This window comes from uncultured Ruegeria sp. (assembly GCF_947504215.1).
GTDB lineage: Bacteria > Pseudomonadota > Alphaproteobacteria > Rhodobacterales > Rhodobacteraceae > Ruegeria.
In genome coordinates this window covers 56128-82657 of sequence record NZ_CANNGO010000012.1, presented here as the reverse complement: position 1 = coordinate 82657, position 26530 = coordinate 56128, and the positions used below count along the sequence as shown (strand labels likewise).

Here is a 26530-nt window from a genome sequence, read left to right as displayed (position 1 = left end):
ACTGCGTTCGATCTGACAGGTGGGGACGGAGTTTGCGACAGAACCGATGGGACGTACTAAAGTCGCAGAAATCAGAACGAGGTCTCATTTGTTCAATCTCCAGAGTAGGAGAAACACTCCATGGACGACGTTGAGTGCGGGACGTGTGGAGACGCCTAATTTGTATAGAGAAAAGCTCCGAAGCCGTCTCTCTCGAGAACTTTGTGAGATTGCCTGAGTCGCATGCGAATGAAGCCCACGATCCTCATCTGCCCAATCTATCCTTAGAATATGACAAGGTTAACTTGGGGAGGTCGCAGGGCAGACGATCTAGCGGCCGCCTCAAGCGAACCGCGGCGTAAAGCCGCGCCTTGCAATTGAAAAAGCAGATCGCGTTCATTTTCAATGAACCAACACCTGTTCCAGAAAATTCTTCGTCCGCTCGCTCTTGGGATTGGTAAAGAAGCTTTCGGGATCGTCCTCTTCGATGATTTCACCGGCATCCATAAAGATGATCCGATCAGCAACTTTACGGGCAAACCCCATCTCATGGGTCACGCAGATCATGGTCATGCCTTCTTCAGCCAGACGAACCATGACGTCCAGAACCTCGCCGATCATTTCGGGGTCCAATGCCGAGGTCGGCTCGTCAAAGAGCAGTATATCCGGTTTCATGCACAGCGCCCGCGCGATGGCCACGCGCTGTTGTTGGCCGCCCGAAAGCTGGCCGGGATACTTCGGCGCCTGATTGGCGATCTGGACCTTTTCCAGATACATCATCGCGGTCTCTTCCGCCTCGGACTGCGAGATTTTGCGCGCCAGCATCGGGGCCAGCGTGCAGTTCTCAAGGATCGTCATATGCGGGAACAGGTTGAAGTGCTGAAACACCATGCCAACATCTTGCCGCAGCTTGTCGATATTGGGATCTTCGGCGCTGATCACGTGGCCATTGATCTCGATCAGACCCGACTGATGCTCCTCAAGCTGGTTGATCGTGCGGATCATGGTTGATTTGCCCGATCCAGACGGCCCACAGACGACAATTTTTTCGCCCTTGCTTACGGTCAGGTTTACATTTTTGAGGGCGTGGAAAGACCCGTAGTATTTTTCCACTTTGCTTAGTCTGACAGCTGGTGTTTCGGACATGGTAATCTCCCCTTCAGGTTTTTATTGCGGCTATGATGATGATCTCGACTTTCAATACATCCCGCGCCAAACGGGCCTCGCCACATGCGCGGGCGGGCGCATGGCCCTCGGGCACCCAGTCATCCCAGACGGCGTTCATTTCAGCAAAATCCGCCATATCACTCAGCCAAACCGTGGCCTGCATGATATGTTCGCGGTCCGAGCCCGCCTCGGTCAGAAGGGCATCAACGCGCGACAGACAGTCCTGCGTTTGTTCGGTGACGTTGTCACCCGAACCAACCTGACCGCACAGATAGGCGACGCCATTGTGCTTGACGATCTTCGACATCCGGGCACCGGTGCGGAGACGTTCTATCATTTCAACAGCCCCCGACCCTTCAGCGCATCGGAAATCTCATCCAGAATGGCCGGATCGTCGATGGCGGCCGGCATCTTGAATTCAACACTGTCGGCAATCTTCTGCATCGTACCGCGCAATACCTTACCAGAGCGCGTTTTCGGCAATCGTTTGACCGGAATGGCGGTTTTAAAGGCTGCGACCGCCCCGATCTGTTCCCGCATCAACGCGACCAGCTCGTTTTCCAGCTCGCTTGAGACCCGATCGGCGCCGTCATTGGTCACATAGAACCCCAGTGGCATCTGGCCTTTCAAAGCATCCGCCGCACCGACCACAGCGCATTCAGCGATGTCGGGGTGCGCCCCGATCACCTCTTCCATCGCGCCGGTCGACAGGCGGTGCCCGGCGACGTTGATGATGTCATCCGTGCGGGCCATGATGAAGACATAGCCGTCCTCATCAATGATCCCAGCATCCGATGTGGCGTAGTGGCCGGGGAATTCATTCATATACGAGGTCAGGAAACGTTCGGGCGCATTCCAAAGCGTCGGAAAGCCCGAGGGCGGCAGCGGCAGTTTGCACACGATGTTGCCCAAGGTGCCGGGCGGGACCTCATGGCCTTCGTCATCCAGCACCTGAATATCGTAGCCCGGCATTGGCTTGCCGGGTGAGCCATACTTGACCGGGAACTGCCCCAACCCGACTGGGTTGCCCGACATGGCCCAGCCGGTTTCGGTCTGCCACCAGTGGTCGATCACCGGGCGTTGCAGTTTCTCTTCTGCCCATTGGATCGTTGCCGGGTCCGAGCGTTCTCCAGCCAGAAACAGCGCGCGGAATTTCGACAGGTCATATTGCCCGATCAACTGACCCTTGGGGTCCTCTTTCTTGATCGCGCGGAAAGCAGTCGGAGCAGTGAACAGCGCGGCAACCTCATGGTCCTGAATGACCCGCCAGAACGCGCCTGCATCGGGCGTGCCCACGGGCTTGCCCTCGTACACAACGGTGGCGCATCCATGCAGCAACGGCCCATAGCAGATATAGGAATGCCCGACGACCCAGCCCACGTCTGATGCGGCCCAAAACACTTCACCGGGAGTGAGCCCGTAGTGATGCTCCATCGTCCATTTCAGTGCGACCATATGGCCGCCATTGTCGCGCACCACGCCTTTCGGCTGGCCGGTCGTCCCCGAGGTGTAGAGGATATAGAGCGGATCGGTCGCCTCGACCGGCACGCATTCCGTGGTCTCGCCTGCGTCCTTCGCGGCGCCAACCAGCGCGGCATAGTCCAGATCGCGGCCCGGAATCAGTTCCGCCAATTCCAAGTCGCGCTGCAGAATCAGGCAGTGTTCGGGTTTGGTCGTGGCCTCTTCAATCGCGGCGTCCAGCAGTGGCTTGTAGTGGATGACCCGCCCCGGCTCGATCCCGCAAGAGGCCGAAATGATCATCTTGGGCTCGGCATCGTTGATGCGAGTGGCCAGTTCGTGCGGTGCAAATCCGCCGAACACCACCGAATGGATCGCGCCCAGACGGGCGCAGGCCAGCATCGCGAACACCGCCTGTGGCACCATCGGCATATAGATGACAACGCGGTCGCCCTTGCCCACACCATGGGCGCGCATGACCGAAGCCAGTGCGCCGACCTCTGCCTGCAGTTCAGCAAAGCTGAAGGTCTGGGCGGTATCCGTGACCGGGCTGTCATAGACCAGCGCCTTGCGGTCGCCTTGACCGGCCTCGACATGGCGGTCGACGCAGTTCCAGCAGGTGTTGCAGGTCGCGCCAGCGAACCAGCGGCCGTAAACGCCCATATCCGGGTCAAAGACCTTGTCGGCTGGCGTGAACCAGTCGATCTGTTCGGCGGCCGCGCCCCAGAACGCTTCGGGGTCGGCCTGCCAGCTTGCATATGCGTCGGCGTAGCTCATGACATCACATAGTTCAGGCCGAGGCGGCCACCATCGACGTAAATCGTCTCACCGGTGACATAGCTGGATTTTTTCGAGCATAGAAACGCCACCACATCGCCAATCTCACGCGCGGTGCCTGCGCGGCCCAGCGGGGTGCGTGACATCGCCATCTTGAAGGCTTCGGGGTTGGCGTTCACGCCCGCCATCATCTCGGTATCAATCGAGCCAGGGCCGACCGCATTCACACGGATATTTTTGGGAGCCAGCGCCAGCGCCGCCACCTTTGTCAGCTGCATGACGCCGCCTTTCGAGGCACAGTAGGCCGGGATCGCCGGGATCGCGACCTGCGCGTTGACCGACGACATGTTCACAATCGCACCCTCGATGCCGTTGGCGACCATGGTCGATGCAACGCGCTGCATGGCGACGAACACGCCGCGCAGGTTGATATCCATTACCCGATCAAAGGCGGACAGATCATAGTCCAGGAAATTCCCCGGCATCGCGATGCCCGCATTGTTCACCAGTGCAGAGACCGGGCCGTGTTCTGCCTCAATCGTGTCGAACATCGCACCTATGGCATCCATGTCGCCCATGTCGCAGACCATTCCAACACCGCCCAGCTTGGCGGCAGCCTCGTGCACGCCGTCCTGAATATCGACCAGAATGACCTTGTAGCCATCCTCGGTCAGCGCCTCGGCACAGGCCAGTCCAATGCCCTGCGCAGCCCCGGTTACAACTGCAATTGGAGTGTCAGCCATCTGCTTTATCCTTCGAATCCGTAATCTTGCTTTGCCTGTTCGGCTGTGATGAACCCGGCGGCCACATCGCCTGCCACCGCGTCGCGATTTCTTTGTTCCGGCGCGCCATAGCCACCGCCGCCCGGCAGGCTTAGTCTCAGCCTCTGGCCGTTCTTGACCAGTTGCCGACCCTTTGAGCGCAGCTTTGTCCCGTCGGCCAATTCGACCGCACCGGCACCACCGGCCAGCCCGCCGTTACGCCCGCGCGCCGGGTTGTCGACCCGGTCGAACATGGCGTTGAAGTAGAAATCATAGCCTTCGCGCGGTTCGATCTCGATGGTCTGGCCCAGACCGCCGCGCAGAGCCCCTGCCCCGCCGGAGCCTTCGCGCAGATCTTTGCGCCAGACGGTGATCGGCCCGACATGCTCGGTGGCCTCGACGCTCATCGTCGACACGCCCGAGGGGAAGGCCGTGGCGCTGAGCCCGTCAAAACCGGGGCGCGCACCGGTGCCGCCTGAGTTGAACATCAGCACCTCGCGGTTCGGCAACCCGCTTTCGGGGTCGGACGCACGGGCGGAAATCTGGATGTTCCACAGCGCACTTGCGCCCTCGGCCGGAACCGTGTCGGGCATCGCTTTGTGCAGCGCGCCCAGAACCACATCGGGCACCAGATGGCCCATCACATGGCGCACCGACACGGGTGCCGGGCGTTTTGCCGCCAGAATGCAGCCCTCGGGCGCGGTAATGCGGAACGGCTCAAGCGAGCCGGTATTGTTCGGAACCTCGGGCGCAATCGCGCATTTCAGCGCGTAGCAGGCGTAGGCGCGGGTATAGACCTCGGGGCAGTTGACGCCAAAGCGGCTCATACCCGATGTGCCTGCGAAATCAGCCAGCAGCTGATCGCCATCGACGCTGAGGGTCACCTCCATATGCACCGGCGCGTCATAGCCATCGACCTGCATGGTCTCGTGATAGGTGCCCGAGGGTACTTTCGAGATCGCTTCAAGCGTTGCCTTGCGGCTGGTTTCGATGACGAAATCCGACAGGGATTGCAAATCGTCGATCCCGAATTCATCCATCATCGCCTGCAGGCGGCGGTCACCCGCCTCGTTACAGGTCGCTAGCGAGTACATGTCGCCTACGGTCTGATCCGGGGTCCGTACGTTGGCGCGGATCATCTCGATCAGCAAAGGCTGCACCTGACCGCGTTCGGCAAATTTGGTGATGGGGATCAGCAGACCTTCTTCGAACACCTCGTTGCCGTCCGGGCCAAAACCGCGCCCGCCAATGTCGACCACATGCGCGGTACAGGCGAAGTAGCCGATATGCGCGCCCTTGCGGAATACGGGGGTCACCACGGTGATGTCGTGCAGGTGGCCGGTGCCCAGCCACGGGTCATTGGTGATGAAAACATCGCCATCAAACGTGTTCTGTGGCCCGATCTGCGCAGCGAAATGCGTGACGCTTTCGGCCATAGCATTGACGTGCCCCGGCGTGCCGGTCACGGCTTGGGCGATCATCCGCCCTTCACGGTCAAACAGACCCGCCGACAGGTCGCCCGCCTCGCGGACCGAGGTTGAAAAGGCCGTGCGGATCAGCGTTGTGGCCTGTTCTTCCACAACCGCGATCAGGCGGTTCCACATGATCTGATGATCGATATCTGACGCGCCCATGGCTTAAGCCTCCTTCGCCAGCAATAGCAAACTTCCGTCGCCCTGCCCGACTGCGCGATAACCCGAAGTGACTACGGTTGAAGTTTCGGATTCGACGATGATCGCGGGGCCTTCGACGGCCTTTCCTGGTGTCATGCTCGACCGTTCAACCTCACGCGCCGCGACGGATTTGCGCAGGGCGGCGTCGAAAAACTCGCGCGTTTGCGCGACATTCGCGTCAGACCCGTTTTTGTAGCCGACGACAGGTTCGGTATCTGGCAAAACCGTGGACACTGTGAGAAGCCAGTTGGTGATCTCAACCGCCAACCCGTCGATAATCCGGCCAAAGAGTGTGCAATAAGCATCTTCAAAGGCGCTGAGGATCAGCGATACGTCGCTGTCTTCGAATTGTTTGTGAGGAAGCACCACGGGTATTTCCCAGCCCTGTCCAGAATAACGCATCTGCGCGGACAGACGGATTTCAGTTTCTGCACCCTTGGCGCCTTCGTCGACAAAAGCACGCGCTTCGGCTTCCATCTCGATCAACGCAGCGTTCAACGCCCCAGCGTCAAAATCGTCCAATCGCTGAAACAGCCCGCGTGTCGCCTCAAAACTGAACGGAGCCTTCAGGAACCCGATGGCCGAGCCTACACCCGCGCCCGGAGGTATGATCAGCGCCTTTATCCCCAGCTTTTCGCATTGGCGACACGCGTGCAGTGGCGCGCCGCCTCCAAAGGCAATCATGGTGAAATGCTCAATGTCGCGCCCGTTCTCAACTGTATGAACCCGCGCGGCGTTGGCCATGTTCTCGTCAACCAGTTCAGTGATCCCAAAAGCGGCATCCCTGGCAGAGAGGTTCAATTTCGTGGCGGCTTTTTCGGATTCTGCAATTTGCAAAGGGATAGCGCCCCCGGCAAAATTATTCGGATCCAGTCGGCCTAGCAGTAGATTAGCATCAGTCACTGTTGGCTCTGTCCCGCCACGCCCGTAACAGGCCGGTCCGGGTTCGGACGCCGCCGAGCGCGGACCAACTTGGAGTCGCCCCATGCTATCCAGAGAAGCAATCGAACCGCCTCCGGCTCCGATCTCGACCATCTCCACGACAGGCGTCGACACGGTCATGCCCGAGCCTTTTTTGAACCGATAGGTGCGCGCGACTTCGAACGTGTTGGCGGTCTTGGGCGCACCATCTTCGATCAGGCAAATCTTGGCGGTGGTTCCGCCCATGTCAAAGCCGAGTACTTTGTCCAGACCATGCGCCCGCGCAAAATCGGCGGCAAAGATTGCTCCACCGGCAGGGCCGGATTCCAGCAGTCGCACGGGTTGTTCTGCCGCGGTTTCGACCGAAATCAAACCTCCACCAGAGTGCAGCATAAACACAGGCGCCGTCACCCCGGTGTCGCGCAGACGCGCCACCAGACGGCCCAGATAGTCAGCGACCTGCGGTTGCACATAAGCGTTTGCAATCACCGTGTTGAAACGCGGCAACTCTCGCATCTGAGGCGAGATCACCGAAGACAGCGAAATCGACAGGTTCGGCATTGCCTTGCTCAGCGCCTCGCCCATGGCGACCTCATGCGCGTCATTGGCGTAGGCGTGCATCAGACCTATGGCAACCGCCTCGAACCCGCCCGCTTTGATCGTGTCGACCATCGCGTTGACCTCGGACAGATCCAGCGCCAGAAGAACCTTTCCGTCCGGGCCCATGCGCTCGTTCAGGGTGAACCGGTCCTGCCGCGGCACCAGCGGTTTGGGCAGGTTTAGGTTCAGATCGTATTGCTCGAACCGGTTTTCCGAACGCATCTCAATCACGTCCCGGAACCCTTCGGTGGTGATGAAAGCGGTCTTTGCACCGCGCCTTTCGATTAGCGAGTTGGTCACCAGCGTTGTGCCGTGAATGACCTGCCTAATATCACCCAATGCAATGCTGGCCTGATCCGCCGCTTTGACGATGCCGTCCAGAATCGCCTGTTCCGGTTGGCTATAGTTGGTGAGGACTTTGCAGGTAGACAAACCGCCGGGATGCCGCAACGCGACATCCGTAAAGGTTCCACCAATGTCGACGCCGACGCGAATATCAATCTTGCTCATGGGACTCTAAAAGCTCTTGAGGATTTGGTTGGCCGTGAAAGCCGTCTGATACAGACGGGACATAATCGGGGCTGACGGAACGGTCGAAAGCTCGGTCATGGGCAGCGGAAGGTCTGCCGGGTCCATGCCCGAGATCAGATTGGCCATGCACTCACCAAAGATAGTACCAGTTGTGATGCCACGCCCATTGTAGCCGATTGGGGTCAACAGGTTCGGTGCCAACTGATAGATGCGCGGCAGGTGGTCCGGAGTCATGGCGATCTGACCATGCCAGGCCTCTTCGAATTCAACCGGACCCAATTCGGGATAAAGGCGGGCGAGGTTCTTTTTGGCCCAGCGATGCGACAGCCCGCGCCCGACTGAGCCCACGACAGTACCCATGGAACCGATCACGAGGCGATCATGTGCATCACGTCGAATACTAAACATAATCTGGCCCGTATCCCAGATGCCCTGACGACCCGGAAGAATATGAGACATGTTTCCTTTCAGTGGTTTCGTAGCCAACTGAAAATAGTGGATCATAGTGAACACGCGGTTCAGGTCAGGCCACAAAGCGTCGCTATATGCATTTGTGCCCAGCACAACATAGTTGGCGCGGACCGTACCCTTGTCGGTTTCAACAACCCATTTTTTGCCGTCGCGTCGTAGGTTGGTCGCGCAAACACCGGTGCTGATTTCGGCTCCTGCGCCTTTTGCTGCGCGCGCAAGCCCTCGGCAATAGCCCATCGGATTGATTGTGCCAGCGCGGTGATCCAGTAGGCCACCATAGAAAGCGCTTGTTCCGGTTTTCTCGACCATTTCATCTGGCGAAAGCAAATCGACCGGCTCTCCCAGACGCGCCCACTCGGCGTGACGCGCTTTTAGGTCCTCAAAACCGGACGGCGCGTGCGCGGCGTGAATTGTCCCTGTCTTGGTCACTTCGCAGCGAATCTGGTGTTTTTCGATAAGATCAAAAACTTGTGCCGGCCCTTCGCCAAACCGCGTGACGAAGCGCGGCCCGTAGGTATCGCCCAGCTTCTCCCGAACAGCGGCAGGGGGGTGCCAAACACCGGCGTTGACCAGGCCCACATTGCGACCCGAGCCGCCAAAGCCGATATGCTTGGCCTCGAGCACATGGGCACTCAGCCCCTTCTCCGCACAAAAAAGCGCTGTTGAAAGACCCGTGAAGCCCCCACCAACGATTGCGACATCCGTCTCTACGTCGCCGGCCATCGGATTGCGAATATCCGGTTCCTCCGCGGACATATCCCAAAGAGAGATTGGGCTGTCTGTACTCATGCGCGGGCACCCTCTTTTCTAACTACAAATACGCCACATAGTGTGGTGATTCCTGTTATCCTAAGTTGCAATGAAGCCGACTTTGTGTCAATATACGAAAAGCTCGTTTTAAATATCGGAACAATAGGCATGGCCCAGCTTAAGAAAACAGCAGCTCAGATGGTGCAGGAATCACGTCATCGAATTGAAGAGATCGAAACAGCGGAGCTAATCGCGATGGTCGGCGACCCCAACGTGGTTATTGTGGACATCCGTGATGTACGAGAACGTCAGCGCACCGGTTTCATCCCGGGCAGTTTCCACGCGCCGCGCGGAATGATTGAGTTTTGGGTTGACCCCGACAGCCCCTACCACAAAGACGTATTCGCCCAGGAAGGCAAGAAGTACGTCTTTCATTGCGCCTCTGGTTGGCGCTCGGCCATCACCGTTGCCACCCTTCAGGACATGGGATTTGAAGCCGCCCACCTGAAAGAAGGCTTTAGCACGTGGGAAAAATCCGGCGGTCCTGTCGAAAAGAAGGACTGATACCTGGCAGAGGCTGCGGGCTAGAGTTGGCGCAGCTTCTGCGTCACGCTTTCTGCGGCGTGATGAACCAATCTGCCTAAACGGTCTTCTCCGCCTTCACTTAGGTTGATGTCGGGGAGTGAGATGCCAAGGGCGGCAATCGCCTCTCCATCTGGCAAAAGTATAGGTGCGCCAAAACTTAGAATACGATCGCGGAACTCTCCGCGGTCAAAGGCATAACCCTGTTTACAAGTTTCCTGTACATCTGCCTCTAGTTCATCCAGCGTCGTCAGGGTTTTGTCAGTGTATCGCGCCAATTGACCCTTCAGCTTTTCGCGGAATTGCTCAAAATTGCTCGACAGAATGGCCTTGCCCGTTCCTACACAGTAAATGGGCGCACTTCCACCCACGGGGTTCCAAGATCGGATAGGCTTCAGGCTTTCAACCTTGTCAATATAGATGACATTCAAACCTTCCGGCACAGCAAGATAGATAGCTTCGCCCGTTTTTTGACTTAGATACGCCATCTCGGGGGCAGCTGCGGCACGCAGATTCAGGTTTTCGACGGAACTGCGCCCAACTTGCCAGGTTTTCAAGGTTGCAGCATATGTCTTGTCATCAAGGTGTTTGACATAACCAAGCGTGTTTAAGGTCTGCAAAAGACGAAATGTATTAGATTTCGTCAATTCCAGTTCGCGGGAGAGCTCAGTTACACCCTTGCTACCCTGAGACGCAGCGAGGTTTTCCAGAATAGCCAAGCCTTTGGACAGAGTAGAATCGACCTTAGGTTCTTTGGGTGTTTCGCTCACTGCTTATCCTTTCCTCGCAACTTGTGCTGTATAGCAGAACGCGAAGCGTCTTCAAACGCAGGTTGGTCATGAACAATCAAATCAGGAACCTCTCCTTCATAGCGCTGCATATCGACCATTGTTGAATGAGAAGCCGGACTTTGGGTCAGGCTGGACGTGCGCAAATCATGGGTCAGGACATTTGGGTTGCCATGCCGGTCACGGTCCTGTGGTGCGTCATAGTCGGGGTCATACCAGGCGCCGGTCCACAAAAAAACACAACCTTTCAAAATATCAGCTGTGATACGCGCGCCCGCTAAACATCGACCGCGATCGTTGAACAATTCGACGATCTCCCCGTCTGCAATTCCCCGTTCCGCCGCATCGTCCGGATGGATCAGAACCGGCTCGCGCCGCTGTATTTTCCGGCTCAGGCTGTAGTCGCCATTGTCTAGTTGAGAGTGCAACCGTGTGCCCGGTTGACCTGACAGCAGATAGAGAGGCTGTTTGCCTGCCGCGGCATCCCGTGGCTGAAACCAAGTCGCGTGCCCCTTGCAGTCGTCCAATTGAAACCCGGCAATACGGTCCGAATAGATTTCGATACGGCCACTTGGAGTCTGCAACGGATTCGCTTCGGGATCCTTTCGGAACTCAGCCATGAAGACTTGTGTCGGAGACGGGTCCTTCAATTCTACGACATCGCCACTCATGAAGGTCTCCCAGTCGGGCACGCTCTCTCCGGACGCGATTGCGGCCTTTTGCGTCTGATCCCAAATACGGCGCAACCAACCGTCACTGTCTAGCCCTTCGGAGAACTGCTCCGCAGTTCCCAAACGTTCGGCGAGATCAGCATAGACGTCGAATTCTGCCCGCGCTTCCCCCGGAGGTTCTGCACTCGCAGGCATGGGCACCAGAGCATTGTCTGATTTGCCACCGCCAAAATCTGTGCGCTCCTGCGGCGCTGCGACAGGTAAGACAATGTCTGCGTGACGAGCCGTCGAAGTCCAGTTCAACTCGTTCACAATGATGGTTTCCGGTCGCTGAAATGCCCTGTGTAGACGCCGCAAATCCTGATGGTGGTGAAATGGATTCCCTCCAGCCCACCAGATCATGCGAATATCCGGGAAAACACGGCTCTCCCCGTTGTACTTGTACTCCTCGCCCGGATTGAGAAGCATTTCTGTGATCATTGCCACCGGAATGAAATCCGAAATCGGGTTTTTACCCTGAGGGAATGTACCCCAGCGGAAGGGGCGCTCGATGTTTCCTATATTGGCGTTCACACCATATCCAACGGTATAACCACCGCCGGGCAGTCCGATCTGTCCCAGCATCGCAGCCAAGGTAACCGTCATCCACAAAGGCTGTTCACCGAAATCCGCTCGCTGAAGCGCCGCTGCACAAGTGATCATTGTACGGCCTGCTGCCATCTCGCGTGCGAGGGATGTAATGCGATCCGCTGGAACACCGGATATCGCAGCCGCCCATTCCGCTGATTTTTTGACCCCATCGGCCTCGCCGCGTAGATATACCGCCATCTTGTCAAACCCGACCGTGTATCGATCGAGAAACTCCGGGTCATGAAGCCCTTCGGACAGTAAGGTGTGTGCAAGCCCCATCATAACCGCTGTGTCGGTGCCGGGTTTTGGCGGCAACCATTCGGCCTTGATCTCATCCGCAGCATCACTTTTCAGCGGGCTGCAGTTCACGAACTTAACTCCAGCTTCTGAACAAGCCTTCAGATTGTCCATCATCCTGTGCTTGGCAACGCCACCGTCACTGACCTGCGTGTTCCGCGTGGCCATGCCCCCGACCATCACGACAAGATCGGTGTGTTTGGCGACGACCTGCCAACGGGTCGCCTGTGCAACATGCGTTCTGAACGGCCCTACGATATGGGGCATCAGTACTAGTGCAGCATTGTAGCTATAGTTACCCTCGGACCGGACGAACCCGCCCTGCCCGTTTAGGAAACGCTTCAGTTGGCTTTGCGCATGATGAAAACGGCCCGCGCTGGACCAGCCATATGACCCGCCATAGATGGCTGTGTTACCAAAGGTCTGACGTATACGAGTCAGTTCGGCGGCAATTAGCTCCAGCGCGTCATCCCAGCTGACCTCGACAAAACTGTCGCGTCCACGTACGCCCTCACCTTCCAGCCATCCGCGACGGACAGCCGGACGCAATACGCGCGCGCGACCATTCAAACTTGAGGCAATATTGCGGTTGATCTCTGAAGGATTCGGATCGTCAGGATGCGGGTGAACCGCGACCAGTTTGCCGTCTTTTGTTTCTGAAATACCAGCACCCCAATGGTTTCCGGTCAGGGTCCGGGTCGTCTCTGCGGTCACGTCATTGTTCCGGTATAAATAACTGTCTTTCCGTATATTGACACAAAATTGGCGACCTGTCATCATGCTGAACAGCATTAGAGGGCACAAAAGTGCAAGACATCCCATTTAATCTAGCAGACTGCCTTGTGCAGGATGGGCGTCCTGATCGTGTTGAGGGTCGGCATGTAAATATGCCGATCGAGCTCGGCTCGACAATGGTGTTTGACAGCTTTGCGGAATTCGCAGCCGCGCGCAACGCGCGCTATGAAAGCGGCACACTCTATTATGGGCGCTATGGCAATGCAGCGACCCATAAGCTTGAGCAGATGCTGGCAAAGCTTGAGGGCGCCGAGGCAATTACGCTGACATCTTCGGGGGTGGCCGCCATCACGACAACCCTGATGGCGCTGACCCGCCCTGGCTGCCACGTATTGGTGGCCGACAACGTTTATGGCAACACGCGTGGGTTTTGCGATGGGCTGCTGACCCAGCAAGGGGTCGAGATCGAATATTTCGACCCGATGATCGGCGGCGCAATCAGCGATCTGATCCGCGCAGAAACCGCTGCAATCATGTTTGAAAGCCCCGGCTCCGGCACGTTTGAGATGCCTGATATCCGGGCCATCGCAGCAGCGGCGCAATCTGCAAATGTGCCCACGATCCTCGACAACACATGGGGAACGCCCGTCTTCAGCCAACCGCTGTCTTGGGGTGTCGATATCGTTGTCTATTCTGGCAGCAAGTATATCTCGGGCCACTCTGACTGCATGCTGGGGATAACCGCCAGCAACGCCGCTTATGCAAAGATCATTCGCAAGGCGGTGATGCAGGTCGGCGACAAAACCGGGGGGCAGGAAATCCTGCTCGCCCTGCGCGGGCTCAGAACGCTGAAGCTGCGGATGGAGTATTTCGACAAAGCCGGTCGCGAGATGGCAAAATGGTTTGCGGACCAGCCGAAGGTGAAGACTGTTCTGCACCCGGCGCTGCCCTCCTGCCCCGGACACGAAAACTGGGCGCAGGATTTTACCGGCGCTGCCGGACTTTTTGGCGTCGTCTTCCACACCACGAGCGAAAGCGCCGTGCTTCGCTTTGTCGACGCGCTGCACCATTTCGGAATAGGGGTCAGCTGGGGCGGTTATGAAAGCCTCGCCCTGCCGGTCACGCCTGTGCGCACGGCGACCGAGTGGTCGGAAACCGGCCAGCTTGTCCGTTTCAATATCGGGTTGGAGGACCTTGACAGTCTGAAAGCAGATGTCGCTAACGCCCTCCCCCTGCTTGATCAGTAAGGATTTGAGAATGCTCAACAAGATCGACCATTTTGCCATCGGCGCAGGCACTCTGACCCAAGGCGTTGCGGCCATGAAAGACGCGCTGGGTGTCGAGGTGCCTCAAGGCTCAAAACACGATGCAATGAGCACGCATAACTGCGTCATGCAGGCGGGGAACGAGAGCTTCTTTGAACTGATCGCAGTCGACCCCGATGCCCCCGATCCGGGCCGGGTCCGCTGGTTCACTCTGGACGATCCCGCGACGCAAGACCGGCTGAATGCGCGCCCACGGGCGCTGTGCTGGGTGGTGAACACCGATGATCTGGATGCCGTCATCGCCACCAGCCCGGTTGATCTGGGCGAAGTTGTCAATTTCCAGCGTGGCGACCGCAGCTGGCGTTTGACCGTTCCAAAAGACGGACATCTACCGGAAAACGGCCTGCTTCCGGCCTTCATCGAATTGTCCCCCGGTCCGCACCCGTCAACCGGTCAGCAGGATCTGGACGTGACGCTTTTAAAAGTGCAGGTACAGACACCAGACACCGCGCGCATGACGGACATGTTCGCGAAACTTCAAATCGCGCATCTGGCAGAGATTTCCGACGGCCCCATCGCGCTTTCTTTTGTTCTGGAAAGCCCAAACGGAACGGTAACGCTCGACTAAACAAGAGGTGATCTATGACGATCCCATCGGTCAATCTGTCACAAAAACCGGAGGTTACCGGTTTCTTTGATCCGGGGTCCAACACGATCACCTATGTCGTGCGCGACCCTGGTTCGACGGCCTGTGCCATTGTCGATCCGGTGATGGAGTTCGATCTTGCAGCGGGCCGCCTGACCTTTGAAAGCGCCGATCAGGTCATCGCCTATATTCGCGAGAACGATCTGACCCTTGAATGGATCATCGAAACACATGTCCATGCCGACCACCTGTCAGCCGCGCCTTACCTGCAGCAGGAGTTGGGCGGCAAGATCGGCATAGGCGAGCATGTGCAAACCGTTCAAGACACGTTTGGCAAGATCTTCAACGAAGGGACAGAGTTTCAGCGCGACGGCTCGCAGTTTGACGCACTTTTTGCGGATGGCGAGGCGTATCAGCTGGGCGACATATCCTGCTTTGCGCTTCACACACCGGGTCACACACCCGCCTGCATGGTCCATGTGATCGGTGACGCCGTTTTTGTCGGCGACACATTGTTCATGCCGGACGGAGGATCAGCCCGCGCCGACTTCCCGGGCGGCGATGCGGGGCAGCTTTATGACTCGATCCAGCGGGTTCTTTCGCTGCCTGATGAGATGCGGCTTTTCATCTGCCATGACTACGGCCCCGGAGGACGCGCGATTGCGTGGGAAACCACCATTGGTGAGCAGAAGGCAAAAAACATCCATGTTGGCGGCGGCAAATCGCGGGAAGAGTTCATCAAGTTCCGCACGGAGCGCGACGCGCAGCTGGCCGTTCCAAAGCTCATCCTGCCATCGCTTCAGGTAAACATGCGCGCCGGTGAGGTGCCCGAGGATGATGAGGGAGACATGATGCTCAAGACCCCCATCAACAAGCTGTAAGTCCCAAACCATCACTCACATAAAAACAAACCGCCCATCTGGTTTCAGATGGGCGGTCGCTTTTGCAGGAACGGATTTCAAAGGGGAGGTTGGGGAGATTACCGCTCTGCAACTTTCATGCGCCGCTTGAGGTATTCGCCGTACTGGCCAAGGCCAAACAGGAAGACCCAGTAGATCGCGGCGACAAAGGCCAGCACCTCGATGTAATATGGCGCCCATTCACCGGTACCGAAGGCCGCATTGGCGGAGGCGAGCACATCAAAGAACCCGATGATGATCACGATCGCGGTTTCCTTGAAGGTCACAACTACGTTGTTGACTGTGGCAGGCAGCGCGTGACGGAACACCTGCGGCAGCACAATGCGCCCCAGAATCTGCCAATAGGTCAGACCCAGCGCCTTGCCCGCTTCGAACTGCCCCTTGGTGATGGCCTGAAAACCACCACGCAGCACTTCGGCCTGATAGCAAGCGAAGAACAAGCCAAAAGCAATGATCACGCGCCAGATCTTGTCCCCTTCCAGCCAACTTGGCAGCAGGATCGGGATCACCACTGCGGCTGTGAAAAGGGTTGTCAGCAACGGTAGTGAGCGGATCGTGTCGATCACCAGCGAGGCAAACCCGCGCACGACAGGCATCTCGGACCGGCGCATCAACGCCAGACCCAGCCCCATCGGCATCCCGATCAGAACAACGCTGGAGAACAGGAACAATGTCAGAGCCAAACCGCCCCATTGGTCCGTAGTGACCTGCGGCAGACCCAACAGGCTGCCTTCCATCAAAAGGAAGTAGGTGGCAAAGCCCACGATCCAGAGTGTCGACAGGCGCTTGGCCGTCCAGGTCCAAGGAAAACACGAAATGATGACCGTGCCAATAATCGACAAACAGGCCAAGGCCGACCGCCAGTGTTCGTCGTACGGGTAAAGACCAAACAGGATCAGCCGGTGCCGGGCATCAATAACCGACCAACACGCCCCGCCATGGCCACATTCCTCAACATTGTCCGCGCTCCACACCGCGTGAAACACACCCCAACTGAGCGCCTGCCATACCAGCCATGTGAGGCCTGCGAAGACTACAACCGTGATGATCGAATCCGTCGGCGTGGTGAACGAGCGGCGGCGGAATTTCTCCCAGTCGAATTTCTTGTTAAGTACCGCGTCAGCCATATCAATGCGCCTTCAGTTTTAGGCTTTCGTTCAGCCAATTGATGAACTGAGCAATCGAGAAATTGACCAGTAGGAACGCGCCCATGAGGATGGCGATCAGTTCCAGCGTCTGCCCGGACTGCGTGATCGAGGTCGAGACGATGTAGAACAGGTCAGAGAACCCGATGGCGACACCGATGGTTGTGGCTTTCATGATGAAAATCCACTGGTTGCCAAGCGGCGGAATAATCGTCCGCAGCGCCATGGGCATCTTGATCCGTGCCCAGATCGCACGTTGGGTCAGCCCCAACGCCTCACCTGCCTCAATTAGGCCTTTGGGCACTTCGGCAAGGCCACCGCGTACGACCTCGGCGATATAGGCTGAGCCATACAGCGTGATGGCGATGATCATGACCAGCAGTTCTGGTGAGATCGTCAGGCCACCCTCAAACCGCAGGCCCTTGAGCGCGGGCCATGAAATCGCGCCCTCACCCGCCGGAACTGTCAGGCCGGTTGCGACCAGAATCATGAAAAAGCTCAAGCCGATCAGCGCCAGAACGATCTTGGCAAAGCTGATCTTCATCCGCGACAAAAAGAATGCTGCAGCAATCAGAACCAACGCCATGACAAGAGCGACTGTCAAAGACACGTTCAGCAGCGGAATCATCAGCCCGCGATTGGACAGGAAAATCGCCTCCCCAAGGTTCATCGCCTGCCGAGGCCCCGGTAGGTGAATCATAACGGCATACCAAAAGATGCCCTGCAGGATCAGCGGAATGTTCCGGAAGGTCTGGATATAGACCGTCGCAGCAGTTTTCAGCGCCGGGTTCCGCGCGTCTCGGAATGTCCCGATGAGAAACCCAAAGACCGTGGACAGCACAATCGTCAGAGAGCCCAGGAAAACAGTGTTAAGAAACCCGATGGTCAGAGTTCGGGCGTAGCTGTCGTTGATATCCCGGTCGATCAGCGAGAAAGAGTAGGACCAGCCGGTTGACCGCTCAAGGAAGCCAAAGCCGCTGGCCAGACCCAGCGCATTCAGATTGACCTTGGCACTTTGGATGGCGCTGATGACGATCAGCGCAGAAAACACGATCAGCGCGGTTTGGATGATCAATTTGCGCCTGTTGGCGCGCGCCTTCAGTTCGGATGCGTCCATGGCTCTTAATCTTCTGATTTTAGGGGAGAATGCGGGGCCGCAACGTCGCGCGGCCCCGGGCTAAGTCAGCGCTTAGTCAAGCTGCGGGGCGTACAGAACGCCGCCGTGGCTCCAGAGGTTGTTCAGACCGCGTTCCAGTTTGTACGGGCTGTTGTCACCAAGGTTGCGGTGGTAAATCTCGCCATAGTTGCCGACGGCTGCGATCATCTCTTTGGCCCATGTGTCACGGATGCCCAGACGCTCACCCATGCCCGGCTCTGCACCCAGTAGGCGCGCGATTTTCGGGTTCGGCGGGTTGGCTGCCATTTCTTCGACATTCTCCGAGGTGATGCCTTCCTCTTCGGCAATCAGCAGAGCGGCCAACATCCAGTTGGTGAAGTCGACAAAGTCTTCGTCCCCCTGACGCATCGCGGCCGAGATCGGCTCGTTCGACAGTTGGTCGTTCAGGATCACATGTGCGTCGGGGTTTTCCATCTCGGTGGCACGCAGAACCGCCAGGAATGGACCCCAGGCGACAAAGCTGTCACAGCGGTTGGCTAGATAAGCCGCACGTAGTTCCGATGCTTTTTCATAGCTGACCATGGTGTGCTCAACGCCAAGGCTTTGCAGATAATTTGCCGCAATACGCTCGATCGTAGTGCCGGCTTCGACACAGATTGTACCGCCTGCCAGATCTTTTGCTTCGGTGATCCCCAGATCACCATGCGCCATGAACTGAGCACCACCAAAGAAATAGGGGATTGAGAACTGCAGACCCAGCTCAGTGTCACGGCCCATGGTCCAGCCAGTGGCTTTGATGATGACATCCACATCACCCGATTGCAGCGCAGGGAAACGCTGCGCCCAGCTCAATGGGACGATCTTTGACTTATCCGGATCGCCCAGCAGCGCTGTCGTCATCGCGCGGCAAAGATCGATATCCAGGCCTTTCCACTCGTTTTTATCATTCACTTCGACAAAACCGAAATAGGAACCGTTGTGCCCCGAGCACAGCAAGGTGCCGCGGTCCTGAATTGCTTTGATAGTAGGGCTTTCTGCCATCGCCAGACTTGGGAATGTGAGCCCCGCGGCAACGGCCAATCCGGCCGCTAAACCTTTGACTTGCATTTTTCTAACTCCGCTGTTGTTCTATATTTCGGCACAGATGTGTCGATATAGAGAATGGACAACTTGCCGCAACGAGTCAACAGTTTCGAGAGTGGGGCACGCAGTTGAACTCAAAAACCACGGAATCTTCGCTCAGATTTTAGGCGCGTAGCGAGTGCCCGTGATTATGTTTTCTCCGGTTTCATGGAAGATCAGGGCGCGGCACTCGAAAGATGAAGTGTATAGCAGAGCTTGGAACCACGCGGAAAATTCGCTCGTTGAGGATCAAACACGAATTTGCACGACTTGATTGCCTAGCGCCCTAGGATTACACTGGAAATTCACGAGGAATACATAGATGTCAAAAGCCGAGACCAACGAACAATCCGCACCTTTGATTGACGAGCAGCTTTGCTTTGCACTGTATTCGACGTCGCGTGCTATTACGAAAAAATACTCTGGCATCCTGGACGAACTAGGTCTTACCTACCCGCAATATTTGACTATGCTTGTTCTCTGGGAAAAGGACGGCAGGAGCGTCCAAGAAATCGCAGATTGCCTTGAACTTGAGGGGGCAACTACTACGCCCTTGCTGAAGCGCATGGAATCGCTCGACCTCGTCCAGAAGAAACGCAGCAAAGAAGATGAGCGTAGATTTGAGGTGTTTCTTACGAAAAAAGGCCACACAATGCGCGCACGTGCCCGGGATGTTCCAGAGCGTCTTGGATGTGCGTTAGGCGTGACGGATAGCCAGGTCGATACGTTGATGAAACACCTTCGCGACCTTCGTAGAACCATGGGATAACGCAAACATAAGCCAAGCTCATGATCTTGTTACTTGACTAGTGCACTAGCTAATATCTATTACCTAGTGCACTAGTTTTAACAAGGAGCGCCTACTTTGAAACGTCGAACACTACTAAAAGCAGTATCCGCCGCAGCATTCGCAATCGCTATTGGCTCTGCCACCTATGCACAGACATTGACCGCAAAATCCGTGGTGCTCGTCCACGGTGCGTTCGCGGACGGCTCAGCTTGGAACCGGGTGACACCATTGCTAGAGGACGCGGGGCTCAACGTTATTGCCGTCCAAATTCCACTCAGTTCGCTGGAAGCGGACATCGAGGCCACAAACCGAGCAATCGAAAGACTGGAAGGACCCGTTGTACTGGTTGGGCATTCCTGGGGCGGCATGGTCATCACAGAAGCTGGGCTGAAGGACAAGGTGCAATCTCTAGTCTATGTGGCGGCATTTGCACCGGACGAAGGGCAATCGCTTGGTAGCTACACCGCAGATTTCCCCCATGCTGAAGGGCTCGATCACCTGGATAAGGACCCTGCAGGTTACTATCGCCTGACCGACAAAGGCGTGGCCGAACACTTCGCTTTCGACCTGCCCAAAGAAGAGATCGCTGCGATTGCTGCCTCACAAGGTCCGATCAACAGTGCATCGTTGGGTACACCGGTGAAACATGCGGCCTGGAAAACCAAGCCCAATTTCACCGTGGTTTCAACGCAGGATCGAATGACGCACACAGATATACAACGTGCACAGGTCGACAAACTGAACGCAAAGGCGGTTGAAGTCGACACCAGTCACGTCCCGATGCTGACTTATCCCAATGTCGTCGCAAACATGATTATCGAAGCTGCCAAGTAAGCGGAAATCAAGGGAGAATGACAATGAAGGAACTGCTCAAACTAAGTTTGGTAGCCACGTTGGCCTGCTCTGGCATGGCCTTTGCAGAAGACGCTCGGACAGGGATCTATCCGGCTGGGAACGTTCCCATCGCCCCCTACTCACCTGGAGTGAAAACCGCCAATGGTTTCCTCTATGTCTCGGGCCAAATTGCCTACGTGAAAGGTGAAATCCCTGAACATGCGCGCGACGGCGAAAACGACATCCAGGATCAGACTAAAATCGTGATGGAGAACATCCGCGCCGTGCTGAGTGAGGCCGGATACGACTTTAACGATGCGGTGCGCGCCACCGTTTTCATGACCGATATGGGCAACTACGGTGCGTTTAACGAGGTTTATGGCACCTATTGGAAGGAAGGTGACATTCCGCCTGCCCGCGCGGCTGTTGAAGTTGGAGCGTTGCCTGGCGGAAAACCAGGCGCACCGGTTTTGGTCGAAGTGGCGCTAATTGCCTATAAGTAGGCTCAGAACAAAATGGGTGAAGACCACACCCTGACCTGACAGAGCCGGACCTGTTTCCAGCTCTGTCTTCTTATCTAAAGGAGACAAAATGAGAACCGCTCAATCTTACCTCGACAATGCAACTGCTGTTGTCAAAAAAGCCTGCAGCTGAGGCTGTAGCTATTCACGCAAAAGGCGACGGCGTGTTCATCGGCGTGCGCGACACAGCCGCGATTCAAGAAACCGGAACCATTGCCGGCGCAACATGTATTCCTCGCGGCTTCATCGAATTGGTCCGACATTGGCCGCGATGTCCTGGATGATCACAGGTAGCTATTTCGGCCTGATGATGGGAATGGTGGTCGCCGGTGTGATCATGCTGCTGTCATAGGTGGCCGCAGCACTGATTTCCTCAAAACGAAACACCAATTAACAACCAAAACTGAGATTTCGTTGAGGCAGTGAAGCCGAAAAGCGGACATCTGTTGCGTCGCAGAAATTTGGAGATTTGGGCTCACTGCAGACCTCGGAAGCAGCCCAGCATGCTGTGATAAAATTTTCCGGTCAACGTCGGGTTGTCGTTGTGAGCGGGCATGGCGGATCGGAGGATCAACCATGGAAACCCCAAACTTGCCTGCCATTCGTGCTCTTCGCCCAGCCTGGAACAAAGGACGCATCGTCGGCCAGAAGCGACCGCTGAAACCAAAACATGTCTGGGCAATCCGAGTCCGCCTCGAGCTTGCCGAAAACCATCGCGATCTTGCGCTCTTCAACATGGCAATCGACAGTAAGCTCCGCGGCTGCGATCTGGTGAAGATGACGGTGGCAGATGTCATGTCATCGGGCCAGATCAAGGAACGGGCTTCGGTCCTTCAAAGCAAGACGCAGAAACCCGTGCGCTTTGAGATATCAGAGGGCACGCGTGCCACTGTTGAAAAGTGGATGGAAGATGAGCTGATGGTCGGTTCGGAGCACCTTTGGCCCGGTCGTTTCCACGAACGATTGCACATTTCGACCCGTCAATACGCGCGGATTGTTCGAGACTGGGTCACATCGATCGGCCTCGAAGCAAGCGCCTACGGAACCCATTCAATGAGGCGCACGAAAGTTACCCAAATCTACAAGAAAACTGGCAACCTTCGAGCTGTTCAGCTTCTTCTCGGCCATACCAAGATGGACAGTACGGTCCGGTATCTCGGCGTCGAACTCGAGGATGCCTTGGCCATCGCCGAAGCCATTGAGTTTTAACGCTTACGGGTCGCTCTCGCGGGCGGCCCATTGCCGACATTTGGCATGGTCTCGGAATGCTGCGGCCGCAGCCCGCAGAGCGGACATTGAGGCTCGCGCGCTCTATCAAGAGCTCTTCAATGGCCGGACCGAGGGACTAAGCGCATATTCGCTACGGCTGCGGGGATGTCCGCAATCAGGATCGCCTTGAGGCGACCGCGAGCTGCTCGATCAACAAATCTTGGCTACCGCTTGGGTCGTACGGTGCTTTGTAAGCTGCCAAGGCAATAACTCACTGCGGACAAGAGCTGCGCTTTTACAGCGGAAACAAAGCGCTCAAGATTCCAGTCGCGAACAAACCCGCCGTTCGTTCTGGACGGTGGGGTGCGCTTTCATTCGCATTTGCATCGGCAGCGCAATACGCCACCAGAGATGAGTAGACTTATTGCCTGCCTGTAATTGCCAACGGGGCTGACCTGAAGAGCGGCGACTGACGTTATGAATCGAAGCACTTCGGCCGCAGCGATTTGGCAGAAAAGCTATTGAAAATAAGTGGTTTTCTTTAGCGCGACCTTAAACAGGATTGCGAGCGGCAAAGCTGCAACAAAAAGCCAAACAATCGAAAGAAACGCTTCGTTGAAAGTTAGCAGCGCAACTTGCGACCTGATCGATTGCTGAATGGCTACCAACGCAGCGCCATCAACAATGCCAGGATCAAGCCCACGGCCGACAAAACTCTGTGACACGAGCTCGGTTCTTTGCTGAAGTGCCGGATTGGACGGATGGAGATTACTGCCTAAAATCTGGAGATTCAGTGCGTTGATCCTCTGTATGTACGTGTCTAGACATGCAACGCCGATCAACCCTCCCAATTGACGCCCAAGGTTAAACAAAGCTGTCCCGGCGGAAACCAATGGCTGCGACAATCCGCTCAGGGCGATCAGCGTTAGACTCAAAAACAAAAATCCCAGTCCCAGCCCTCGCAACAACAGTGCGAGCCACATGTCATGTGATCCGCTTTGTGGGCCTGATCCGGAAAGCATCCACATGGACGCCATCACAAGAAGAACACCGATCGGGATGAATATCACGGGATTGGCGCCGCGTGATGTCGTGAACCGACCGGCTATCAGCAGAGCCAACCCGATGGTCAAACTGGAAGGAAGAAGAAGCCGCGCGGTCGTATCCGACGGTAGGTGTAACACATTCAGCGCAAAAACCTGAATAAGGAAAGCGCTGCCGAACAAAGCAAAGCCAGCTACGAAACTGACCGCAAAGCCAAAGGCGAATTCCGGTTTGCGAAACACATCGTATTTGAACATGGCGCGGCCCGGTCGCATATTCATTCGGACCACGAAGGCGATCAACCCAACGAGCGCTGCAGCAACCCACCAGCGAATGTGGGTAGTGTCGAGCCAGTTCCAGCGTGCACCCTCCGACAACGCATAAGCCATTGCAGTCATTGCAACGGCAAACAGCCCCAGGCAAACCCAATCAAACTCCAACTCATCGTACTTCTGCGCAGGCAGGTAGCGTCGCACGGCAAACAGAATGAGTAATGCGGCCAACGCCACGCAGGCACTGAGGGCAAACATCCACCTCCATGAACCCCCAACGATGAGTTCGCCATGCAAGGCGGGCGCGGCAGACGCTGGCGCAACCACAACTCCAAAGGCAAACACAGCCTGGACCAGACCCTGCCGCGTTTTGGGAAACAGCTGGAATAGGATTGTCTGGCAGGAAACGAGAAGGGCGGCGCCCGTTGCGCCCTGCAAAACTCGAGAGGCCACAAGGCTCAAGATGCCGGGAGAAACCGTGCATAGCAGGGACGCTACGATACTTCCAACCAACGCAAACCAAAGGATACGTCCAGCCCCGGCCCGGTTGACGGCCCATGCGCAGGCGGGAAGAAGGGTAAGCTTTGCGGCCACGAAGGCCGTATTCAACCAGTTCGCGGTATCCTGAGTGGCTGACAAGCCTTCCATGAACTGAGGGCGGGCCATCCCATAAACTGTACTGTTCAGCGCATCCACAGTAACCGCAAGCGTCAGTCCCACCACCACCAACGCGAGAGCATATGCGTCCGGTCGATGACCACTCCGGTCTGCGTGCAAGCAAGTCAAGATTGGATATGAATGCTTTCGAGTATCTAAAGACGCAGACTTGGCACCATAGTGGCCGACTTGCCGGTTTTCATAACAAGAGCCAGCTTCATCCATCTTTCTGGCTCCAGTAAGCCTCTGCGGGGATCTTGGTTGACGCTTCACTTGTTGTTTTGTCCGCAGCTACAGATTGGGTATCGACACGAACTTTGGCGGACATTCCGGCGCGAAGTCGGCTAAAAAGCGGGCTTTCAGGTTCTATTGAAACTTTTACAGGTATCCTTTGGACAACGCGTATGAAGTTCCCAGTAGCGTTGTCAGACGGCAAAAGGCTGAACTCTGCTCCGCTGGCTGGCGCAATACTGTCTACATGTCCCAGAATTTCCTGACTTCCAAACGCATCAACGCGAATTGCAACCAATTGACCTGGAGCTAAGTTTTCCAGTTGAGTTTCTTTGAAGTTGGCCACAACCCATTTTTGTTCATCCGACACGACAGCCAGAAGCGGCGACCCGGCTCGCACAAACTGCCCCGGTTCGACATGCAGGTTCCCGACAAGCCCGTTTATTGGCGAGCGGACGACTGTGTCTTCAAGAGAGATTTCAGAGAGCTGAAACAGTGCAGACGCTTGTTCGACAGATGCATCAAGTGCTACGGCTTGGGCATCCAAAACACGAAGCTTTTGCTGGCTGGCCTTCAATGCTGCTTGGGCTTGCTCGACGGATGATCGCGCCCTGACGGCGGTGGCGGTAGCGGTTTCCAGACGCGCTTCGGTTGCCCAGCCCTCATCTATCAGGCTTTTTGCCCTGCGCAGATCCTTTTTGGTTCGCTCGGCTTCAGCCAGCGCGGCATCTTTTCTGGCGCGGGCTTCGTCGGTAAACAGGACCTGCATGTGGCGTTCTTCGTCAAGCCCTGCTCGGGCAGCCTTTGCGGCTGCCAATGCGGCCTTCGCCTGCCTCGCATTTGCTTGATAGTCGACTGGGTCAATCCGAAGTAGAACATCTCCCGCTGCAACTCTTTCGTTATCGTTGACGGCAACCTCAACGATGTACCCGGACACTTTTGGCGCAATCGGCACTTTATCGCTACGCACATATGCGTTGTCGGTCCGGGCATAGTTACTGCGGGTTTGCCAGTAGTTGTATCCACCAATAACTGAGGCAAGGCATAGGGCTGTGACACCCATGACGGCAGTCTTCTTTGCAAGCCTATGGACCATGTCAATCTTTCTCCTCAGAACCGGCACTTGCCGATGGATGGATGCAAAAGGGTACGAAGTCGTACCGTTGCACTATACGGTACGATACCGTACCATTGCAAGCTCCCGTATCGCGTTCTGGAGATTGATTTTGAACGAAACACCAACGGTGTTGACAGCACGACAAAGAAAAAAGCGAGAAGAAATAATTGAAATCGCATCGGAAATTTTCCTCCGGGAAGGGTTCGGGCGAACCAGCATGGATCAGATCCATGCCCGCCTGGGCGGTTCCAAACGTACCCTTTACAGCCACTTCCCCAACAAGGAGTCCTTGTTTCACACGATTGTCGAACGGATTTCGGGGCGGGTCTTTACGGCTTTGCAGCCAAAACCGGCGGAGGGCGCATTTGGACGGGCTCTGTTCCGGATGGGATACGAGTATCTGAGCGTTCTTCTGTCGCCCGAGGGCATCGCTTTGTATCGTATCATGACGGCAGAAGCGCATCATTTTCCGGAGCTATCCCGGGATTTCTTTGAGCGCGGTCCTGTCGTTGCAAGTAAAGGATTGGCCCGCTTCTTTGAAGCCAATCAAACGGTAGGCAACCTTGTAATCTCAGACGCCCAAACAGCGGCAGAACAGTTTTTGGGTGCCGTTCGAGGGGATGTGCATTTGTCGGCAGTGCTTGCCGGTAAACAGCCTTCCCAAGCGGTGTTGAGGGAAAAGGTTGCGTGCGCGGTTAGATTGTTTACCAGAACGCCGGGCATTGAAGAAGCTTCCGACTTTCCAGCTTAGTCCTAGCCGCTAAAGAAGCGGCAAGCAAAAAGGCGCACTACCCGGAACCGGCTACTTGAGCATTGCGTCTTTCTCGGAACGGGATCCAAGCCTCGGAG

General features: G+C 56.4%; 24 protein-coding genes. 10 read left to right on the top strand and 14 right to left on the bottom strand.

The window, feature by feature from the left end; translation table 11 throughout:
- Window positions 1-381: 381 nt before the first annotated feature.
- From Q1B21_RS18100 to Q1B21_RS18070, 7 genes are read right to left on the bottom strand one after another with little or no spacing between them, the layout of a single operon-like run.
- A complete protein-coding gene (locus Q1B21_RS18100) occupies window positions 382-1125 on the bottom strand; it encodes an amino acid ABC transporter ATP-binding protein (protein WP_299891739.1) in 744 nt (247 codons plus the stop codon).
- 13 nt (window positions 1126-1138) lie between these two features.
- A complete protein-coding gene (locus Q1B21_RS18095; RefSeq protein WP_299891736.1) occupies window positions 1139-1483 on the bottom strand; it encodes a RidA family protein in 345 nt (114 codons plus the stop codon).
- Window positions 1480-3381 carry a propionyl-CoA synthetase gene (locus tag Q1B21_RS18090; protein WP_299891734.1) on the bottom strand — a complete coding sequence of 634 codons (1902 nt, stop codon included), beginning with the start codon at window positions 3379-3381 and terminating at the stop codon, window positions 1480-1482. Before Q1B21_RS18090 ends, Q1B21_RS18095 begins: the two co-directional genes overlap by 4 nt.
- Window positions 3378-4124 (bottom strand): SDR family NAD(P)-dependent oxidoreductase, encoded by a 747-nt coding sequence (locus tag Q1B21_RS18085; protein ID WP_299891732.1) that lies wholly within the window; start codon window positions 4122-4124, stop codon window positions 3378-3380. Before Q1B21_RS18085 ends, Q1B21_RS18090 begins: the two co-directional genes overlap by 4 nt.
- A 5-nt stretch (window positions 4125-4129) precedes the next feature.
- Window positions 4130-5776 (bottom strand): hydantoinase B/oxoprolinase family protein, encoded by a 1647-nt coding sequence (locus Q1B21_RS18080; protein ID WP_299891729.1) that lies wholly within the window; start codon window positions 5774-5776, stop codon window positions 4130-4132.
- 3 nt (window positions 5777-5779) lie between these two features.
- Complete coding sequence (locus Q1B21_RS18075) at window positions 5780-7846, bottom strand: hydantoinase/oxoprolinase family protein (protein ID WP_299891727.1); 2067 nt, start codon at window positions 7844-7846, stop codon at window positions 5780-5782.
- Between the two features lie 6 nt (window positions 7847-7852).
- Window positions 7853-9127 (bottom strand): FAD-binding oxidoreductase, encoded by a 1275-nt coding sequence (locus Q1B21_RS18070; RefSeq protein WP_299891725.1) that lies wholly within the window; start codon window positions 9125-9127, stop codon window positions 7853-7855.
- Between the two features lie 129 nt (window positions 9128-9256).
- On the opposite strand from Q1B21_RS18070, the gene Q1B21_RS18065 reads away from it, so the two are divergent.
- Complete coding sequence (locus Q1B21_RS18065; RefSeq protein ID WP_299891722.1) at window positions 9257-9652, top strand: rhodanese-like domain-containing protein; 396 nt, start codon at window positions 9257-9259, stop codon at window positions 9650-9652.
- 20 nt (window positions 9653-9672) lie between these two features.
- Here the strand turns inward: Q1B21_RS18065 and Q1B21_RS18060 are convergent, their stop codons facing one another.
- Both Q1B21_RS18060 and Q1B21_RS18055 read right to left on the bottom strand, forming a co-directional pair.
- Window positions 9673-10440, bottom strand: coding sequence for an IclR family transcriptional regulator (locus Q1B21_RS18060; protein ID WP_299891719.1), 768 nt, complete (start codon window positions 10438-10440; stop codon window positions 9673-9675).
- Complete coding sequence (locus Q1B21_RS18055; RefSeq protein ID WP_299891717.1) at window positions 10437-12770, bottom strand: molybdopterin-dependent oxidoreductase; 2334 nt, start codon at window positions 12768-12770, stop codon at window positions 10437-10439. Before Q1B21_RS18055 ends, Q1B21_RS18060 begins: the two co-directional genes overlap by 4 nt.
- A 92-nt stretch (window positions 12771-12862) precedes the next feature.
- On the opposite strand from Q1B21_RS18055, the gene metC reads away from it, so the two are divergent.
- From metC to Q1B21_RS18040, 3 genes are read left to right on the top strand one after another with little or no spacing between them, the layout of a single operon-like run.
- Entirely contained in the window at window positions 12863-14038 is a 1176-nt protein-coding gene (gene metC, locus Q1B21_RS18050; RefSeq protein WP_366525416.1) for a cystathionine beta-lyase, read from the top strand.
- A gap of 10 nt (window positions 14039-14048) precedes the next feature.
- Window positions 14049-14684: a VOC family protein gene (locus tag Q1B21_RS18045; protein ID WP_299891714.1), complete on the top strand. Its 636-nt coding sequence runs from the start codon at window positions 14049-14051 to the stop codon at window positions 14682-14684.
- Window positions 14685-14698: 14 nt separating this feature from the next.
- Entirely contained in the window at window positions 14699-15583 is an 885-nt protein-coding gene (locus Q1B21_RS18040) for an MBL fold metallo-hydrolase (protein ID WP_299891711.1), read from the top strand.
- A gap of 98 nt (window positions 15584-15681) precedes the next feature.
- On the opposite strand, the gene Q1B21_RS18035 is transcribed toward Q1B21_RS18040, so the two are convergent.
- The 3 genes from Q1B21_RS18035 to Q1B21_RS18025 all read right to left on the bottom strand — a co-directional run bounded on the left by Q1B21_RS18035 (window position 15682) and on the right by Q1B21_RS18025 (window position 18991).
- Complete coding sequence (locus tag Q1B21_RS18035) at window positions 15682-16749, bottom strand: amino acid ABC transporter permease (RefSeq protein ID WP_299891708.1); 1068 nt, start codon at window positions 16747-16749, stop codon at window positions 15682-15684.
- Between the two features lies 1 nt (window position 16750).
- Window positions 16751-17884 (bottom strand): ABC transporter permease subunit, encoded by a 1134-nt coding sequence (locus Q1B21_RS18030; RefSeq protein ID WP_299891705.1) that lies wholly within the window; start codon window positions 17882-17884, stop codon window positions 16751-16753.
- 72 nt (window positions 17885-17956) lie between these two features.
- Window positions 17957-18991, bottom strand: coding sequence for an amino acid ABC transporter substrate-binding protein (locus Q1B21_RS18025; RefSeq protein ID WP_299891702.1), 1035 nt, complete (start codon window positions 18989-18991; stop codon window positions 17957-17959).
- A 337-nt stretch (window positions 18992-19328) separates the two neighbouring features.
- On the opposite strand from Q1B21_RS18025, the gene Q1B21_RS18020 reads away from it, so the two are divergent.
- The 5 genes from Q1B21_RS18020 to Q1B21_RS18000 all read left to right on the top strand — a co-directional run bounded on the left by Q1B21_RS18020 (window position 19329) and on the right by Q1B21_RS18000 (window position 22360).
- A complete protein-coding gene (locus Q1B21_RS18020; RefSeq protein WP_299891700.1) occupies window positions 19329-19775 on the top strand; it encodes a MarR family transcriptional regulator in 447 nt (148 codons plus the stop codon).
- Window positions 19776-19871: 96 nt separating this feature from the next.
- Window positions 19872-20630, top strand: a complete 759-nt coding sequence (locus tag Q1B21_RS18015; protein WP_299891697.1) for an alpha/beta hydrolase — start codon at window positions 19872-19874, stop codon at window positions 20628-20630.
- A 23-nt stretch (window positions 20631-20653) separates the two neighbouring features.
- Window positions 20654-21133 (top strand): RidA family protein, encoded by a 480-nt coding sequence (locus Q1B21_RS18010; protein ID WP_299891695.1) that lies wholly within the window; start codon window positions 20654-20656, stop codon window positions 21131-21133.
- A gap of 244 nt (window positions 21134-21377) precedes the next feature.
- Entirely contained in the window at window positions 21378-21503 is a 126-nt protein-coding gene (locus tag Q1B21_RS18005) for a hypothetical protein (protein ID WP_299891692.1), read from the top strand.
- Between the two features lie 224 nt (window positions 21504-21727).
- Complete coding sequence (locus tag Q1B21_RS18000) at window positions 21728-22360, top strand: tyrosine-type recombinase/integrase (RefSeq protein ID WP_299891689.1); 633 nt, start codon at window positions 21728-21730, stop codon at window positions 22358-22360.
- 518 nt (window positions 22361-22878) lie between these two features.
- Here the strand turns inward: Q1B21_RS18000 and Q1B21_RS17995 are convergent.
- Together Q1B21_RS17995 and Q1B21_RS17990 are read right to left on the bottom strand one after the other, a co-directional pair.
- Complete coding sequence (locus tag Q1B21_RS17995; RefSeq protein WP_299891687.1) at window positions 22879-24396, bottom strand: DHA2 family efflux MFS transporter permease subunit; 1518 nt, start codon at window positions 24394-24396, stop codon at window positions 22879-22881.
- A 154-nt stretch (window positions 24397-24550) separates the two neighbouring features.
- On the bottom strand, window positions 24551-25660 hold the full coding sequence (locus tag Q1B21_RS17990) for an HlyD family secretion protein (RefSeq protein WP_299891684.1): 1110 nt from the start codon (window positions 25658-25660) through the stop codon (window positions 24551-24553).
- A gap of 130 nt (window positions 25661-25790) precedes the next feature.
- On the opposite strand from Q1B21_RS17990, the gene Q1B21_RS17985 reads away from it, so the two are divergent.
- The gene (locus tag Q1B21_RS17985) at window positions 25791-26432 is read left to right on the top strand and encodes a TetR/AcrR family transcriptional regulator (protein WP_299891682.1); all 642 of its coding nucleotides are present in this window, start codon (window positions 25791-25793) and stop codon (window positions 26430-26432) included.
- Window positions 26433-26530 lie beyond the last annotated feature (98 nt).